The organism is Paenibacillus sp. p3-SID867 (genome assembly GCF_025142895.1).
GTDB lineage: Bacteria > Bacillota > Bacilli > Paenibacillales > Paenibacillaceae > Paenibacillus_AQ.
Genome location: NZ_JAMBDM010000007.1, coordinates 297,215 through 313,461 on the forward strand (window position 1 = coordinate 297,215; position 16,247 = coordinate 313,461).

Here is a 16,247-nt window from a genome sequence, read left to right on the forward strand (position 1 = left end):
AATCCTATGGGAATCCACCTGCAGACCCAAACTGCGAAATGCCATAAGCACGGCGCCGGCGGCGGCCGATAATTGAGGGATATCACGACCTCATGCTTCACATCCAAGACCTCCCGCGTTCTTAATTGCTAACGGCTTACAAAGACGGAGCTGAACCCCCGTCAATATTGATGGAAGTGCCTGTAACATAGGAAGCAGCATCGGATGCCATAAATACGATAACTTTTGCCGCTTCTTCCGTGTTTCCAATACGTCCGAGCGGAATGTTATGGCGTGGGTCCCGGGCATACTGTTCCCAAGTGAGTTCAGGTGATTCACGTTTCCAACGTGCTTCAAGCTGTGCACTGCGTATCGTTCCGATGCATACGGTGTTTACCCGGATCTGGTCTTTCGCCAAATCGTGACTCATGGCCTTGGTCATGGCTTGCCCTGCCGCGCGGCTGACGCTGCTTGGCATGGATGAGGCCGGCGGCGTTTTGGCCCAGGATGTCGTGACATTAATAATCGCACCCCCGCCGGACTCTCCCATATGAGGGACAGCTGCACGCGCGAATCGTATCGCGCCAAACAGCTTGAGATCCAGATCCGATGCCCATTGTTCGTCGTCAATCAGTTCAAATGGCCTGGCTGCGGCGGCTCCGGCGTTGTTCACCAGAATATCAAGCTGTCCATAATGCTGCACGGTATCGTTCACCGCTCGTATGCAATCCTCAGGTTTCGTAACATCCGCTGCGATGGTTAGCGTTTCGATATCCGCTGTTTGTCGGATATGGTCTGCCGCAGCTTTTAACTGAGCCTCATCCCGTGCACAAATAGCAACATTGGCACCTTCCAAAGCAAAAGCAACCGCGGTTTCAAGGCCTATCCCTCTGCTTCCTCCGGTGATTAACACGACTTTTCCTGTCAGTCCCAAGTCCATGTTCTATCGACTCCTTTACCTTGATTATCGGACAATCCCTACTAGATAGCTTCAACATCAAGAAGGAAATTTCCTCTTTCTTTCCATCTATTCTCCGGCACATCGCCCCGTTAACCAAATCCCCGGTAAGCTTGTCAAGACAACATAAAAAAGCCGCGATGAATTCGCGGCTGCATAATCACTTCTATTGCTCTCCAAAATCATGATTGGTTTCTCTTCTTGCAAAATCAACGAATTGAAATTTATCCAATCGATGCCTCGATTCCGTATACTGGAAAAGCGTGGTATCTTCCAGGTGAACGTAGCCCCGGACTACGACGACATGAGTATCGTTTCCAAGATCCATATAGGACTGGTCCATCGTAGTAGCTCGTTCAACGGAGATCATTTTTTTCGAATAGCTGATTTTCAGATGGAGCTCCTGCTCCAGGTATTGATAGATAGAATCGCCGGTAATATCTCTCGTTAGACCCGTTACGATGTCGGCAAGCAAATAATCGATATCGAGAATGATGCGCTCATCTTCGATTTCCCTTGCACGGATGACCCTCCATACAAGCCGATCCGGATGAATTTGAAGCTCCCTTGCAATTCCCTCCCCGGCCGGAACACATTCCGTCTCATATACAATCGTTCGGCTCTTCCGGCCTAACCGTTCCGCTAGCTCTTTATAACTGATGAGCCCCGTTACCGGGAAGTTCATTCTGCCTGTATCCAGCACAAAAGAACCTTTACCTTTTACCTTGTGAATATAACCGTTTTGAGCCAGCAAATTGAGTCCCTTGCGTACCGTTTCCCTAGTGATTTGATAGGTAGCCGCAAGCTCGTTTTCCGAGGGCAGCTTGCTGCCGGGCTGCAGAGCGCCGGTTTCGATTTTGTCGGCATAATCTTTGTATAGCGTCCAATAAATGTTGTTCGTCATCCTTTATCACCATCAGTTATTGTACCATTTTCCAGCGGCTATTACATGCTGCATCGGAACTGTCAGCTTCCATGACCGAGAGTCACCTGAAGCACTCGCGTTTCGCCTGAAAACGCTTCGCCTTCAAACTCCGTAACCTCCTGAATATGTTCCTGCCCATCTGGAATAATGACCGGCGTAATGACGGGTAAACCGGCTTCCTGAATCCGATCCATATCGAATTCAAGCAGCAGCTGCCCTTTGCTTATCTCCGCACCTGTTTCCACGTGAGCCGTGAATCCCTCTCCCTTCAAGGAGACCGTGTTGATACCGACGTGAATCAGGATCTGAACTCCGTTCGTATCCGTCAAAATAATGGCATGTTTGCTCTTCTTAATCAGATGCGCGACTTGTCCGTCAAAAGGAGCATACACTTTTCCTTCGGACGGGAGGATGGCAATGCCCTGTCCCATCTGTTTATCCGCGAAGGCAGGATCCGGCACCTCAGACAGGGGAACCACTTTCCCTTTGATCGGTGCCATGATATCGACCACGGCTTCTTGAGCCGCTTTCGTAGTTGGACTATTCGCCGATTCTGACGAGTCGAATGACTCGGACTGAAAACTGCCGTTCAATGCTGCTGGAACAGCTTGTTCTGCTGCATCCGAGCCAGCAGGATTCCCTTCCGTTGTACGTCGAGACTGCTTGGACAACTGGTAACGCCCGAACAGCAATGTCCCTGTGAACGGAATAACCAATACAATGACCATGCCAATGAAGAAGACGCCCCACTGGTTAGGGAATATCGATAGGAATCCCGGAATCCCGCCCACGCCGATCGATGAAGCCAGAACGTTGTTCACAGCCAGCAGCACACCGGCAATTCCGGATCCGATCATGCCGAAAATAAACGGATATTTATGACGAACGTTAACCCCGAAGATGGCCGGCTCTGTGACCCCCAAGAAGGCGGAGATGGAAGAGGTAACGGCAAGTCCTTTCGCCTTCTGTTCCTTCATGATAAACATCATGGCCAGCGCTGCGGCACCTTGCGCAATATTAGACAATGCCAGCATCGGCCACAAGAACGTTCCGCCTTCACTGCCGATGAGCTGAATGTCCACTGCAAGGAAGGTATGATGCATCCCTGTAATGACAAGGAGCGCGTACAGTCCGCCGTAGATCAGGCCGCCCAGAGCGGCAAAGGAATCAAAAATGCTGACAAGTCCTGAAGTGAGGACGTTGCCGATGGCAAACGTGATCGGACCCACCAGAACAAACGCGAGGAACCCGGTCACCAACAGGGCCACGGGGGCCACAACAAGCAGCTTAATGGAGTCGTGGACGCGTTTGTTCAGGAACTTCTCGATTTTGGCCAAAATATAAGCCGAGACTAGAACCGGCAGCACTTGGCCTTGATAACCGATTTTCTCCACTTCAAAACCGAACAGGTTCCAGACAGGAACCGTACCCTCCAGCTTGGCATCGGCATACTGGTAAGCGCTGAGCAGATCCGGATTTACCAGGATCAGGCCCAGTACAATCCCGAGCAGCGGGTTGCCTCCGAACTGTCTTACCGCAGACCATCCGATCAGAACAGGAAGGAAAGTAAAGGCGGTGCTTGCAATCAGATTAATAATCGAGGCTACGTCCGCCCACTCGGGATGGACCTGAATCAACGATTGTCCTTCATAGAAGATACCCGGTCCCGTAAGCAGATTGTTGATACCAAGCAGCAAACCTGCCATGACGATGGCCGGCAGAATCGGAATGAATATATCCGCAAGCGTTTTGATCGCCCGCTGCAGCGGATTTTGCTTCTTGCTCGCAATGTTCTTCACTTCATCCTTCGAAACTCTGGCTCCGCCGGTGATGTCCATCATTTCATCATAAACCTGGTCGACAAGACCCGGTCCGATCACGACCTGAAACTGTCCCTGGGACGAGAACTGCCCCTTCACCAGATCGTTCGCTTCAAGAGCTTGGGAGTCCACCTTGCTGTCGTCCACAAGGGCAAATCTTAATCGGGTTACGCAATGCGTAGCGGCTTCGATATTGTCTTTTCCGCCGACTGCCTCGACAATGCGCTCCACGTTTTTACGATCAATGGCCATAGCTCTACGCTCCTGACATTATGGATTTAGTTGTTATGAATAAGCCACATATAGGATGCATACGGTCGAAGTGCAACGGTTGGAGTAAGGTCCGGTTCTTCCGTTGTGTTGCCGACTAACAGTTGAACCGATTGACTTTCGGTTAGATTGTCTAACAACGTCTTCGGAAGCTCGAACGAAACGTCGCGGTCGCTAAAATTGGAAATGACAACAAGCGTCTGCTCCTCGTTCGTTCTGGCATACGCATAAATTTCGGAATGACCTTCATCCAGGCGAACATATTCACCGTCCGTAATAACCGGAATGTTCTTTCGCAATTCAATCAGCTTCCGGTAATGATGATAGATCGATTGCGGATTCTCCACTTCGGATTGCGCATTGATCAGCGGATACCGCTCATCGATCTTGATCCAGGGCGTCCCCGTCGTAAATCCGGCTTGGTCGCCGTCATTCCACAGCATAGGCAATCTGGAGTTGTCGCGCGAGCGTACTTTGACGATGTGGGCAGCCTCCTCCGGCGTTTTACCCTGCTCCTGGAGAATGGTGTACATGTTTAAAGATTCAATATCCCGAAACTCGGAGATATCATTCCATTTCGGATCGGGCATGCCGATTTCTTCGCCTTGATACACATATGGCGTGCCTTGTAACCCGTGAAGCGTCGTGGCCAGCATCTTTGCACTTTCCGTGCGGTATTCGCCATCATTGGTGAACCGGGTCAGCGCTCGCGGCTGATCATGGTTGTTCCAGAAGAGGGCATTCCAGCCGCCGCCCTTCTGCATGCCGATTTGCCAATCGGAGAGCACTCTTTTCAGCTCCTCAAAATCATATGGCTTGAGTTCCCATTTTTGCCCGTTGGGATAGTCTACCTTCAAGTGGTGGAAGTTGAACGTCATGGAGAATTCATTCTCCTCCGGGTTCGAGTATCGAATGCAATGCTCCAAGGTTGTGGAGGACATCTCTCCCACCGTGACGAGATTGTAAGGCTTGAACACTTTTTCGTTCAATTCCTTAATGTATTCGTGCACTCGGGGGCCGTCCGTATAAAACCTGCGTCCGTCGCCCGGCGCCACGGAACCGTCGTCATCGGGAAAACTGGGATCCTTCGATATGAGATTGATGACATCCATCCGGAATCCGCTGACTCCCTTTTCCGCCCAATAGGTGAGGATATCCACAACCTCTGCACGTACCTTCTCGTTCTCCCAGTTCAAGTCTGCCTGCGTTTTGTCAAACAATGTCAAATAATATTGCCCTGATCCCTCGTCATACTGCCAAGCTGGCCCTCCGAACTTGGATTGCCAGTTATTCGGCGGGCCGCCGTCTTCTGCCGGATCCCGCCAGATGTAATAGTCGCGATACGGGTTATCGCGTGAGGAAACCGCTTCTTTAAACCATCGATGCTCGGTCGATGAATGATTCACGACGATGTCGATCATCAGATGCATGTCTCGCTTTTTTAATTCGGCAACAAGCTTATCGAAATCGTCCATCGTCCCGTATGCAGGATCTATGCTGCAATAATCCGCTACGTCGTAACCGTTATCATTTTGCGGAGAAACATACACCGGCTGGAGCCACACAATGTCGATGCCAAGTCCTTTTATATAATCCAGCTTCTCCATGAGCCCGCGTATATCGCCGGTACCTAGGCCGGTCGTATCGTTGAAGCTCTTCGGATATACTTGATAAACCGTCGAAGTTCTCCACCAATCTTGAGACTGGGTTTCTGGGTTCAACATGAAACTTCGTCCTCCTCGTCATCTTGTATATACAGGTTGCATATAGGGAAATCATATACATGTATATACAGGTTGTCAATCGTTTAACATTTAATACCCACTTCCCGGACGTTTCGACTACAGAAATAACAATTTAGTTGGAATTTTTTTCTGATTTCGTGGAATGAATTGCTAACCCCGAATGTCCCAAATGATAAAATGGTTTCTATCAAATGCAATAAACCCCATATGAAAAGAACGAGCTCTTGAGCTCATCCTTATCATATGGGGTATTCATTTTCCCACAGTTTATTAATTCACGGTCAGAACCGCCGTTGTTTCGCCTGCCCATTTGCCGACCGGTTTAATCGTATAAGTCGTTCCTGGCTTCAGTTTGCCCTCCTGATTAAGATCGAACACGCCTACTGCACCTTTGCGGCTTGAATATTTATAGGTTGCCATAAGCTTGCCGCCCTCTGTGTCAATCAATTCGATGCTCCGACCGGAGAACAGCTCATCTCCAGGGTCATCGGATAATGTAATGGAAACAGAGCTTTCACTGATCGCCCCGGCTCCGATGATATCCAGCGGTTCGAAACTCTTCGCAACGAAAGTCGGGTTCGCAATCTGTGCCCAATCCGAGGTAACGGTATAGGTAACACCCGGCGTCAGTGCCTGGCCTTCAGGCAAACGGAATTTCGGTTCTTGTTTGCCATCCGTGGACTGGGTGAATGGTACGTATTTGGCCACGATAGGTTGTCCGCCTGCAGGCGTAATCATGACTTCTCTGCCCTGCCCAGACGAGATGATCTGATAGACTTTTCCATCGGCGCTGTTGTTCTCATCCAATACGAATGCATTGGCTCCGCGGCCTCCGCTATAAGCGGAAATAACATAACCGTAGTCAACGACGCCGTTCTCTTTAAGTGCCTCCAGCTCAAACGTATCCTGAGCCACTTGTCTAACCTCTGTCATGTCCAACTTCGTGCTATTACCCGTAAATGTACCTGCTGTTTTCCCTTTATAGGTAAGCGTATACGATGTACCCGGTTTTTGAACGGAGGTTGGGACGATGTAAGTGGAAATGGAGCCCGTCTTCAAACGCGGCATGTTGGTGAGTTCTAGTCCATTGTTCAATTTAAAATCTTCTTTGGCTTTGGCAAACGCCTCATTGTCTGTGGTCAATCGAGCATCAAAAGTGACGATCAGGGTTATCGCATTCAGTGCGCGGACACTGGTGATTTTGGCTTTTTCTGACGGAATCGCCTCATGGGCAATGCTGATCAAGTAGGCAGCTTGACCACGAGTGGTTTGGCCTTCCTCGAAATAGAAACGCTTTGCCCAGTAATCCACGGACTTGGCATCTCGTTTCAGTGCTTTCGACACCATTTGTACCAGCTCGGCGTGGGTAACGGTTCCCCGCGGGTCAAAACGTCCGTCCGGTGCCTGCATAATATCTTGCGCTACCAGCTCAGATGCGTACCGCTCATACCACGCGTTTGGATTCACATCCGTGAAGCTTGGCTCTGTCTCCCCTTTGCCTTCAAGACCAAACGCAAGCACTAGCATTTTCGCCAGCTCTGCCCGCGTGATCGGACTGGTGATCCCCATCGAGCCATCCTGGTAACCCTGCATCACGCGAAGCTGGGACAATACTTGAGTGGCTTGCTCTATATCTTGGACAGCCAGCGGAGCTCCCGCAGCCTCGACTTGCAGAACATGTAACGGCAGCGAAGCCGTTCCCAGAGCAGCTGCCACCATCATGGCCGCCAGTTTATTAGAATATGTTTTCATTGGTAAACCCTCCCTGAATCGTTGAAATATGAGCCTTGATTGTCATATCTCCATGATAGAGGAGAGTCCTAAACTCCCAAGAAAGCTGGGATTAAGCGTTTCGAAAACTTTTATTAACAATTTCTAAATTATTTAAACCGAAAAGCGGTAGCCAGCCCCCCAGACCGTTTCAATGTACTGCGGATTGGATGGATCCAGCTCCATCTTTTCGCGCAGCTTACGGACATGGACGGTTACGGTTGCAATATCCCCGCTGGAATCCATGCCCCATATCCGTTCAAACAGTTCCGTTTTGCTAAACACCCGGTTCGGATGACTAGCCAGAAATTCCAGCAAGTTAAACTCCCGGGTTGTGAACTCGACCTCCTGATTGCGTACGAACACCCTTCGCGCCGATTTATCGATAACCAAACCGCGAATGTGAATTTCTGAGCTTGGACTTGGGCTTTGCTTGCCCATAAGCCTCACATATCTCATCAAATGGGCTTTGGCTCTTGCGACTAATTCGCTCGGGCTGAACGGCTTGGTAATGTAATCGTCGGCACCGAGATTGAAAGCACGGATTTTATCGATCTCTTCATTCTTGGCGGATACGATCAGAATCGGTACCTCCTTGTTCTTCCTGATGTGGCTGCATAATTCAAAGCCATTCATACCGGGCAGCTGAAGGTCCACAATGATAAGGCTGTAGTCCTCATGAAGGGCAAGCTTCAATCCCTCATTGCCTGTATGGCATAGATCAACCATAAATCCATTCAACTCAAAATAATCCCGCTCCAACTGAGCGATGGTTGTCTCGTCTTCAATGATGAGAATACGTGCCGTCATGGATTAAAGTGCCTCCTTCATATTCGCTCGTTTGAGGGTAAAGTACAGGCTGGTGCCGACGCCCAGCTCGCTCTCCGCCCAGATGGTACCCCCGTGTCCCTCGATGATCTGGCTGGCAATGGCAAGCCCTAGTCCGCTGCCGCCCGTTGCAGAATTGCGGGATGGCTCCGCCCGATAAAATCTTTCGAATATATGAGGAATCGCTTCTGGTGCGATGCCCGTGCCGTTATCCCGGATTTCAACCGTTACCCATTCCGGAGAAAGGTACGTGGAGACGCATATGGTTTTGTGCTGCTTGTCCATGAAATTTTGGGCATTCCCAATGATATTGAGCACCGTTCTCTTCAACTTTTCCAGGTCGGCAATGACCTCGACAGGATCACCGGGGCGTTCCTTCCACTCCAGCAAAATGTCCTTCTCCTCCAACACGTAGCGCTGCTCATCAATGCAATCGTCTATAAAACCGATGATATCGACATGCTCATACATGAACGGAACCTGCTTTAAATCAAGCTTGGAATAGAGAAACAACTCATCCACAAGTTTATCCAGATCAATGGTTTTGGTGTAAATGATGTTCACGTATTTATCCATTTTCTCCGGTGTATCCGCAACACCGTCTCGTATGCCCTCGATATACCCTTTAATATTCGTTATGGGAGTGCGCAAGTCATGAGAGATATTGGAGATCAGCTCTTTCCGATTCTCTTCATCCTGAAGCCGCAGTTGAATCGATTCATGCAGACGCTTCCGCATATTCTCAAACGTCTCGTTTAACTGACCGATTTCGTCCTTGGATTGTAAATCCAGAGAAAACTGGAGATTTCCCTCCTTAATGTGTTCCGCCGAATTTCGGAGCATATCAAGCGGTTTGACCACGCTGCGCGTGATCCAACGATATAACAATACGTTCGCAACGACAACGATACCAACGAGACTCAAGACAAGTATGGGCAGCAGCTTGCGTGTGACTTCGCCGAAAGGACTTCGCTCGCGAATGACGTACACGCTCCCTTTGGCCCCGTCCGAATACCGGAAATCATATTTGGCATATGCATAGAACCGTTCACCGATGTTAAGGGTATTGCGGATCTGATTGTTGTTCAGGTCATATGGAGGCAGATTTGCTTCCAGTTCAGGCTGGTTCATCGTGTTGGACTCAAAGACCTGGTCGTTTTCTCTGCGGACGTACAGTCCCGCTCGTACGGTTCTCAGCTTAAAATCGTATTCCGTCAGAAGCTCTTTGTTCTGCAGTTCATCCGGCTCGTTCTTGGCAAGATATTTTAATTCGAGGAAAATAGACTCCTCTTGTTCCGTGAGCGGGTTAATCTGGTAGTGCACTTTATAAAAATCCCGAATACCGTGAACATCGCCGGTAGCCGCAATCGTAAACAAACTGGCAGTCAAGACGAAAACCAGCAGGCTAATGACCAGCATACCGGTATAGGACAGCAGCAGCTTAATCCGAATGGACATAAAATTCGCCTAAAGCGAACCGGAAACGATGTTTCCCTGAAACATCGTCGCCACGCGTTTGGATCTTCTCGCAACGGCTTCAGCTGAACAAGAAGCTTCGACCAATACGATACTGGCGACGTCTCCGACCTGCGGCCACACCTGCTCCCCATCATGATTCAGCGGTGTAATGCCACCGGTAATATATTGGAGCGTTTGCGCTAAAGCGCGTTCATCCACCCATCTGGATATTTCGGCCAGTCGGCCGGCGCGCTCCAGCACATCCCCATTTCCGAAGGGCGACCACACATCAAAAATGTTGTCGCATCCGACGGCCACATCTACACCGCGCTCGTGCAGCAAACCAACCGGCGGAAATTTCCGGCCAATGGGCACACTCGTAATAATGGCGACCCCCGCATCAGCGAGCAAGTCCCCCATTTCCTGTGCTTGGGATAGTGGAATATCACCCAGTCCGAAGGCATGGCTGATCGCCACCTTGCCCTGCAGACCCGCCTCGATGGTCAGCTGTGCTAACCGCTTCATGGTGAAGGTTCCCAGATGATGGGCATCATGCAGATGCAGATCAATGCCCGCATTGGCTTCCACGGCGAGCCCCACCATTTCCTGCAAGGACGCTTCGATATCGCCATCCACCGTCGCTGGATCAACTCCGCCGACCAGGCTTGCTCCTCTGCGAAGTGCTTGTCTCACTAACTCCGTTGATTTCGAGCGCAGCAAACCATGCTGCGGAAAAGCTACGATCTCATAAGATAACTTTCCTTCAAACGCGCGTAATGCCTGTTGAACCGCCTCTAAATTGTCTAATCCGGCTTCCGGATAAATATCGACATGCGTTCGAACATGCGTCACCCCGGACTCCAGGTAAATATCAAGCAGCCGTTCCGCACGGTCCTGCGTCAAGGTATCAAGCGCAGGAAGCGTCGCTTTCTCGATTGCCAAACGTTCAAAAATACTGGAAACCGGCGTAACGGAACGCCATCGGTCACCAAGCAGCGTTTTATCCAAATGGCAGTGCTTTTCGATAAAGGATGGCAGAAGCAATAAACCCTTCACATCGTGCTGCGGCCACTCGTCTGTTATCGTTATGTCCGAAGCTATAATTTTCGCGATTTTCCCATCTTCTATGAATATATGGCGAATCTCCGTCTTTGTTCCCGTAATAACGCCATCTTGAACTTCATATCCGCTTTCTAACCGGGCATTGGTTAACCAAAATGCTGAACTCATATATCTATCATTCCTCTCTCCGCTTACCAGATATACGATCATGCTATCACAGGAAAAATGATATGGATAATATTTAAAAAGTAGGATTTACTTAAGTTTTACATATACATAAAAAAGAAAAGCCACCCGCTTGGATGACTCTTCTGATGAAGCCTTGGGAATGGGCAAGCTGTTAAGCTTTTATGGCCCTTGTCGCAATAAAACTGTTCGCATAACGGTCCAACAATTTCTCGCCTCCGAAGGAATCCTCGTATAACCCGGCAATCATAAATCCGGATTGGATCTGACCTCCAATTTGCTGTTAGAATCATAGACTTTATTCTATATTCATGGATCTTTGGTCCAACCAGGCCTGAAACTGCTCCGGCGTGCTTACGTTTTCTTCCAGGACCGCTGTATAAATATCAAAGCTTCGCACGGTTTTGCCATATTCAGCATGGCTTGCCCAGTTATTTTTGATATTCAAAATCGCTTCCCGGCGTTCCTGAGTCAGCAGCTCAGGCATCGTTATGATATGTTTTAAGTCGGGTTGTCTCTCCGGTTCATCCACGAACCATATGTCCATCTTCCACTCCTTCCCTTGTTGAGACTTATACTTTAGGCCAATGTACAACCCATCGGGATAAGCGGGATCCATATTGTAAACTCCGGTATCATTGATGAACTTCAGCTCCCGCACACCAGCACGCAGCATAAGTTCCGATGCGATTTGTGCTATTAATTGTTGATTCAGCCGAGTACATTTTACCGTCATGTCCAGGTCTCTCCATACCATCAACCCGAGGGCTGAGCTGCCGACACGCACCGGTTCGCCTGCTTGACTTAATAACTCATGAAGTCGAAGTTCATCTGCTACTTCAGAAGCCTCATTCTGGAGAGCTTTTTGTTGCTGCAGAAGTTTGCTTTCCGCCATACGGTGTTCACCTCTAATCCTTAAGTTGTATATCTCATCTCATATGGTATCACCCGATTAACGTGCTGACCAAGGGATTGAATGCTTATAATGATCTTTCACGGATAACGTCTGAGCCGACATCGAGTTATACGGAATAAAATATGCGTTCACCCGACAAATAAGGCGTACAGTAATCGGCGCACAGCTTCGGCATTCGTTCACGCATCCACACATGCACGGATTCATTCTCCATCTGAAAGACATAGTATCCGATAATGGCCAGCAGCATGAAACCTTCTAACAGAACAAGCTTATCTTCTCCCGTGTGATCGTGGCCATAATACCCTTTCAGGAAAATATCCCGAAGCTCCGAAGGAACCATCATGGCACCCATTGCAACATCCGTGTGATGGTACCCTGGTCCGAAAAAACCAAAATCGATAAAACTCAGTTCTCCATCCGAGGTCATGATGATATTCCCCAAGCTTAAATCACCATGGATAAGCCCCCAAGCTTCAACGTTACCACTGTCCGCAAGGCGCGCATTAACCAACGATATCGTTTCTTCAATAATGGAAACATCGGAGGAAGTAAACAAATCTTTCGCTAATCCTTGCTGTATAACCTCGATCATATATTGATTGTACGCAATCCCCTGACTCGGACGCTTGTCCAGGCCCTCCTGCTTGTATAGGCTATAGAATTTGTGCAGCTCTGCAATGCGAGCCCCCAGCTTCTCGACCAATCCCGGGTCGCTTACGTCATCCTTATGCAAGTCTCTTCCTTCCAGCCAGGTAAGCACAGAGCTGTTCCAACGCTTCCCCTCGTGTTCGATGATCGTGATCAGCTCACCTTCCCGATTACGCACAGGCCTTTGGACAAGCAGATGATTTCGGTCTGACAAGTGCTCCAGCATTTGCAGCTCACCCATCAGACCTTCGTATGTATGCTGCTGACCTGCCATGCCGTCTTTGACCGGTTGATGAATGCGCAGCAGATATGTACTTCCGTCATGGCTTTTTACCTTATAGGTTCGATTTTCATTATGCCGAATAAACGCAATCTCCGCTTCACGGATATCGTATTGCTTCAAAATTTCCTGCAGCTGTTCATTTCGCATGTGACGATTCTCCTTATAGACAAAGATAAACGTTTCAACCTTCCAGGAACGTATGGTCGAAATACGCCTTGAAATCCGGATATAAAAATATCAGCGACTCTTTAAGCTTGGCATGATCCGTTCGTTCCTCATCCAGATCAAACAAGATTTCATGTTCGATCTCATAGATCGCTCCGTAACCCTCGCCTGCCTCTCTTAGATCGATACACCATATCTTTCCGTACTCTTCGTCCCATGTAAAAGGAAGGTATCCCAACCGGCACAACAAGGGATTGTACATGTTCCTGACATTATCCAGCGGCTCGTCCACTGCTTGTTCAGGTATGACGTCAAAGTAATGATGATACGTGGAGATGAATGCTTTATACCACTCCGGAAAAGTCAATCCATACTCTTCTTCCATTGCCCCAATATGATCCTCACCCACAACGGAAGGGACCAATTTCCATATGGACCACTCCTCATCGGTATCAACGACTTTCATCTCTGCAGGAACGTCGGGACGCATCCACCTGCAGAATCCCTCCTCCGTAACTTGACTATATTTGGCGTAATAGGTCTCAAACCCTTGTTTAATATAATCGCGTATTTCCATCTAAAAAGTCTCCTTATGTAGAAATTTGTTACGATTTCATATTACTATAATCTATTTATGGGTTATTATTAGATTCGATCTATTCTATTTTGTTTACAATTCAGAAACAAGTCAGAGATTCTACCGATATAACTCTCTTATATACTCAGAGACAGCTAACGAGGAGGGACTTCACATGCACAAAAAAATCGGAAAATCCATCATACCCACAGTCATCATCGGTACCGTTGTCACAAGCCTAGCCTTATCCAGTTTTCTAAGCAGCACCGGCATCGGCAAGGCGGAAGCAGCCGCTGCAGCTTCTTCCAGCTTATCATTTACTGCGTTTTTGGAAAACAACGCTCCTAACCGGACTATAAAAACGGTTCATGGTTTAAATATGGTCACCAATCTATCAAGCACCGTCGTACTCGTCAACAAGCAAAGAAATCTACCATCGAGTTATGTTCCGCAAGACTTGGTTGTACCCCGCATTCCATTCAGCTTCTCGGGACCCAGTCCTAAGAAACAGATGAAACGAGTAGCGGCAACTGCGCTCGAAAAATTGTTTGCGGCAGCCAAAAAAGACGGAATCGATCTCAAAGCTGTATCAGGCTACCGATCCTATGCCACCCAGAAGGCCATATTCGAACGCAACGCCCGTAATAAGGGCGAAGCCGCTAATAAAACAAGCGCTCGTCCTGGACAAAGCGAGCATCAGACCGGGCTGAGCATGGATATATCCAGTGCTTCCGTAGGGTATGCATTGGAGCAAAGCTTCGGAAATACCAAAGAAGGCAAATGGCTGAAAGCTAATGCACCGAAGTACGGATTTATCATTCGTTACGGAAAAGGCAAGGAGAAATTAACCGGCTATTCTTATGAGCCCTGGCATGTCCGTTACGTGGGCGTCTATATTGCAGGAGAAATCACGAGACAAAACCTGACGCTTGAGCAGTATCTGGGTCAATCCCATTAATCGAAAAATCAAGAAACGGGCCGTAACGGGTCCGTTTTTTTTGTCTCTTGTGCACTTCCTGACTTGAAATTCTGAGGTACAACCGCATATTTTCCGTTGGTTCCGACGGACAATGTACTCCGTGTGGACTAAGCACGTACATTAACAGCAGTAGACAGGTTCGTTAGCTTATGATTTTTGCAAATGGGGTGAACAACGTGCCTATTAAATCGGGAAAGCAGTATATCGAACGGATTGACCGGCAAAATATCAATATTTGGTATAAAGGTGAGCCTATCAAGGGACCTTTATCCGAACATCCTGCATTTCAAGGTCTTATTCAAACCCAGGCCGATCTATACGATATGCAATGTGACGCAAGATATATCGAACAATTGACTTACCCCTCACCCGATTCGGGGGAACGGGTAGGCTTGTCTTTTCTCCCGCCAAAGAATGCTGAGGATTTGCAGAAACGCCGAATCATGATGGAGTTATGGGCGAGGCGGCATCACGGCTTTTTAGGCCGCTCTCCCGATTATATGAACACTGCAATCATGTCCCTATATTCCGCTGCCGATATACTGGAGGAACATCATCCGAAATATGCGGAAAATCTCAGGAACTATTATAAGTACTGTCGTGATCACGATATTACATTATCTCACGCCTTCATCCAGCCCTATGCATGTAAAATGTCCGGTCAGCAGGATGCTGCTGAAGACGCTATCGCGGCTAAAGTCGTCGAGATGAATCATGAAGGAATGATTATAAGCGGAGCCTTCTTGATGGCCACACAAGGGGCTACTTGCGAAGAAATGCTGGTATTCCCGACCCCTTCGCCAACGATGTCCCAGGATGTAAATCCTTCTGCGTTTGCATTTGCGGTTCCCAACGATTTACCGGGGATGACTTTTGTATGCCGTGAAAGCTACGGTGCCACTTCTTCCTATGATTATCCCCTGAGCGCCAGATACGAAGAGATGGATACGCTCGTTATCTTCGACCGCGTGCTGGTCCCTCATGATCGAATATTTTACTACGGGGACGAGACTTACGCCGGACGTTTATTCGGCGAGAGTCACTTTCATACGCATATCGCCCATCAAATGGCCGTCCGTTTTATCGTAAAAACCGAATTCATGCTCGGCTTGCTGGAATCCTTGGCGGATGAACAGAACATTGGACTCGAGCCCCATATGGTCTCGAATGTTTCGAAAGTGATTACATTTCTGGAAACCTTCAAGGCATTAAGACTGGCCTCCGAACAGGGCGCCAGCCATGATAAATTTGGATATCTCGTACCAGCTGCCAGTCCTCTTATCGCATCCAGCATCCTCTTCCCCAAATTCTATCCCGAGATGGTAGAGATGATTCAACTGCTAGGCTCCAGCGGCCTGATTATGATCCCTTCCGAATTGGATTTTCGATCGGAGTCAGGCCCCTACCTTAATCAATATTTAAAAGGGGCAACGACGGATGCTCGGAATCGCATCGCATTGTTCAGGCTTGCATGGGAGCTTGGCGCAAGCTCGTTCGGTGGTCGCCAAACCCAGTTTGAACGATTCTTCTTCGGAAATGCGCAGACGGCTGCCTATCGGATGTATAACCATTTTGAACAGCATGAGCAGCTTCGGAGCAGGATAAGCGATTTTCTTTCCCGAGAGAAACCTTCTTCATAGCTTGACCGGGGGATGATCCAACAATAAAAAAGATG

At 48.6% G+C, this 16,247-nt stretch carries 13 protein-coding genes and 1 pseudogene; 2 read left to right on the top strand and 12 right to left on the bottom strand.

The genetic code is table 11. The annotated features are described in order from the left end of the window. Positions 1-136: 136 nt before the first annotated feature. From M4D81_RS16515 to M4D81_RS16570, 12 genes and pseudogenes are all read right to left on the bottom strand, one after another. Positions 137-919, bottom strand: coding sequence for an SDR family NAD(P)-dependent oxidoreductase (locus M4D81_RS16515; RefSeq protein ID WP_260067344.1), 783 nt, complete (start codon positions 917-919; stop codon positions 137-139). 184 nt (positions 920-1,103) lie between these two features. After that, entirely contained in the window at positions 1,104-1,841 is a 738-nt protein-coding gene (gene treR / locus M4D81_RS16520; RefSeq protein ID WP_260067345.1) for a trehalose operon repressor, read from the bottom strand. Positions 1,842-1,903: 62 nt separating this feature from the next. Next, a complete protein-coding gene (gene treP / locus M4D81_RS16525) occupies positions 1,904-3,934 on the bottom strand; it encodes a PTS system trehalose-specific EIIBC component (protein WP_260067346.1) in 2,031 nt (676 codons plus the stop codon). A 26-nt stretch (positions 3,935-3,960) separates the two neighbouring features. Further along, the gene (treC, locus tag M4D81_RS16530; protein WP_260067347.1) at positions 3,961-5,676 is read right to left on the bottom strand and encodes an alpha,alpha-phosphotrehalase; all 1,716 of its coding nucleotides are present in this window, start codon (positions 5,674-5,676) and stop codon (positions 3,961-3,963) included. 291 nt (positions 5,677-5,967) lie between these two features. Then, the gene (locus tag M4D81_RS16535) at positions 5,968-7,449 is read right to left on the bottom strand and encodes an S-layer homology domain-containing protein (RefSeq protein WP_260067348.1); all 1,482 of its coding nucleotides are present in this window, start codon (positions 7,447-7,449) and stop codon (positions 5,968-5,970) included. A gap of 132 nt (positions 7,450-7,581) precedes the next feature. Beyond that, the gene (locus tag M4D81_RS16540; RefSeq protein WP_260067349.1) at positions 7,582-8,277 is read right to left on the bottom strand and encodes a response regulator transcription factor; all 696 of its coding nucleotides are present in this window, start codon (positions 8,275-8,277) and stop codon (positions 7,582-7,584) included. A 3-nt stretch (positions 8,278-8,280) separates the two neighbouring features. Then, entirely contained in the window at positions 8,281-9,753 is a 1,473-nt protein-coding gene (locus M4D81_RS16545) for a sensor histidine kinase (protein ID WP_260067350.1), read from the bottom strand. Between the two features lie 9 nt (positions 9,754-9,762). Continuing rightward, positions 9,763-10,983 (bottom strand): amidohydrolase, encoded by a 1,221-nt coding sequence (locus M4D81_RS16550; protein ID WP_260067351.1) that lies wholly within the window; start codon positions 10,981-10,983, stop codon positions 9,763-9,765. Positions 10,984-11,155: 172 nt separating this feature from the next. After that, a pseudogene (locus M4D81_RS16555) lies at positions 11,156-11,281 on the bottom strand (SAM-dependent methyltransferase); the annotation flags it as partial. Between the two features lie 18 nt (positions 11,282-11,299). Then, positions 11,300-11,896, bottom strand: a complete 597-nt coding sequence (locus tag M4D81_RS16560; RefSeq protein WP_260067352.1) for a hypothetical protein — start codon at positions 11,894-11,896, stop codon at positions 11,300-11,302. Positions 11,897-12,023: 127 nt separating this feature from the next. After that, positions 12,024-12,998, bottom strand: coding sequence for a phosphotransferase enzyme family protein (locus M4D81_RS16565; protein ID WP_260067353.1), 975 nt, complete (start codon positions 12,996-12,998; stop codon positions 12,024-12,026). 34 nt (positions 12,999-13,032) lie between these two features. Next, entirely contained in the window at positions 13,033-13,593 is a 561-nt protein-coding gene (locus M4D81_RS16570) for an SMI1/KNR4 family protein (RefSeq protein WP_260067354.1), read from the bottom strand. 175 nt (positions 13,594-13,768) lie between these two features. On the opposite strand from M4D81_RS16570, the gene M4D81_RS16575 reads away from it, so the two are divergent. Together M4D81_RS16575 and M4D81_RS16580 are read left to right on the top strand one after the other, a co-directional pair. Further along, positions 13,769-14,551: a M15 family metallopeptidase gene (locus M4D81_RS16575; protein WP_260067355.1), complete on the top strand. Its 783-nt coding sequence runs from the start codon at positions 13,769-13,771 to the stop codon at positions 14,549-14,551. Positions 14,552-14,748: 197 nt separating this feature from the next. Continuing rightward, on the top strand, positions 14,749-16,212 hold the full coding sequence (locus M4D81_RS16580) for a 4-hydroxyphenylacetate 3-hydroxylase family protein (RefSeq protein ID WP_260067356.1): 1,464 nt from the start codon (positions 14,749-14,751) through the stop codon (positions 16,210-16,212). The last annotated feature ends 35 nt before the right edge of the window (positions 16,213-16,247 follow it).